Consider the following 2,059-nt stretch of genomic DNA (forward strand, 5'->3'; position numbering starts at 1 on the left):
GCCACCGCCGCTCTCGGCGCCGCGCACGCGCCGCCCGCCCAGGCCGCGCCCCGCACCACCGCTCGTGCCGTTCCCGCAGGTGACGAGCCTGAGACCCCCCAGGGAAGCGCGACCCCGCTGCACGGTCCGGCCGGCCTCCCGACCCGCCCGGTCAAGGCGCCGGGAACCACCCGCGCCGACATCATCAGGCGGGCGAAGACCTGGGTCGCCGCGAAGGTGCCGTACAGCATGACCGCGTTCTGGTCGGACGGGTACCGGCAGGACTGCTCCGGGTTCGTCTCGATGGCCTGGGGCCTGCCCGGCAACGAGTGGACGGGCACCCTCGACCGGTACGGCACCCGGATCGCCAAGGAGGACCTCCAGCCCGGCGACATCCTCCTCTTCCACAACCCGGTCGACCCCCAGAAGGGGTCCCACGTGGTGATCTTCGGCGGCTGGACGGACTACACGCACAGCTACTACATCGCCTACGAGCAGACCCGCCCCGGCACCCGCCGCCAGTCCACCCCCTACGCCTACTGGACCCACTCCGACCGGTACCTCGCCTACCGCTACACCGGAGTGACTACGGGTACTCAGGGTGCACCCCCCGACGGGACACCCCCCGGCGAAGGGCTCCCCGAAGGGACCACCCCCTTCCCGGGCCGCGCCTACTTCGGACCCGGCGCGAACAACGCCCACGTCACCCTGCTCGGCACGATGCTCGTCCAACGTGGGGCGAAACGTTTCTATACGACGGGCCCGGGACCCCGCTGGTCCACTGCGGACCAGCGCGCGACCCAGGCGTTCCAGCAGGCCCAGGGGTGGAAAGGCGCCGACGCGGACGGCTTCCCCGGCCCCGACACCTGGGCGCTGCTGAGCACCGGCAAGGGCCGCGACATCGTCACCGGCAACCCCGGCCCACCCGCCCCCTCGTCCACTGTGCCCGTTCCCCCGTCCGCCGCGACCGCCTTCCCGGGGCGCGCGTACTTCAGGCCGGGCGCGGAGAACCCGTACGTCATCCGGCTGGGCGAGCAGCTCGTACGCAAGGGGTACGGGAGGTACTACGGGACCGGCCCCACTCCCCGCTGGGGTGACGCCGACCGGCGGGCCGTCGAGGCGTTCCAGCGGGCCCAGGGCTGGCGGGGCGCGGCGGCCGACGGCTACCCGGGACCCGAGACCTGGAGGCGCCTCTTCTCCTGACCCTGTCATGACGCAGACCGAACAGACGTGACGCATCTGGCGCGGAGGCTGGAGGCAGACATGAGCAGTACGACCACTTCACAGACGGCGGGTTCCGGGGGGCCCGCGGAGGAACGGCCGGAGGGGGAGCCGAGGGGCGCCGGCAAGGAGACCAAAGACATTTCTCGTCCCACCCGTCTCATCCAGAACGAGGCCACCACCGAGATCCCCGTACACCTGCTCTTCCGGGACGACCCCGAGCCGGGTCCCGTAGTACCCGTAGACCCTGAGGTGTTCGGCCGTCCTCAGGGCGGCGCGGTCGGTGCGGCCGGCGGCATCGGCGTCCCGGGCCGGACCCCGACGGGTACTCCCCGTAGTACTCAAGGGGGAGACCTCGGCCTCCCCCTCGGGCCCCCCGGTCACCCCCGTACGACTCAGGGGCCACCCCCCACCCCCCGCCTCAGACGCCCCGGCCGGCGCACCCCCCGCCCGGCGGCCCAGGTCGACCCGGACCTGGTGGAGCGCCCCGCGCGGGTCCTCCCCGGCACCGTCGGTGTCCTCGCGGGCATCTGCGGCGCCGCCGGATGCGTCGCCACCTCCTGGTGGGCCGGCGTCCTCCCGCACGTCGCGGCCGAGGCCCTCCACCTGCCCTTGTACGCCGGTACCGGGCTCGGCCTCGTCCAGTGGGCCGCGTACGCCGGCTCCGGGGCGCTCGGGCTGTTCGGGTTCGGCGGGCTGGCGCGCGGGCGGACCGGCGGGGCGTGGGTGCTCGGGCTGTTCGGACGCTACCGGGGCACGGTCCGCCGTACCGGGCTGCTGTGGGTGAACCCCCTGCTGCTGCGCCGCCGCGTGGACGTCCGGCTGCGGCACTGGCGCAGCGAGCCGATGCCGGCCGCCG

General features: G+C 74.1%; 1 protein-coding gene and 1 pseudogene. Both read left to right on the top strand.

Annotated features, from left to right (window positions below):
• Positions 1-1,182, top strand: a 1,182-nt coding sequence (locus ACVNF4_RS35290; RefSeq protein WP_461806929.1) for a peptidoglycan-binding protein, incomplete at its 5' end; no start/stop codon positions are given.
• A 60-nt stretch (positions 1,183-1,242) separates the two neighbouring features.
• Positions 1,243-2,059, top strand: a pseudogene (locus ACVNF4_RS35295) (hypothetical protein); the annotation flags it as partial.

The sequence above is a fragment of the Streptomyces sp. S6 genome, assembly GCF_054880855.1.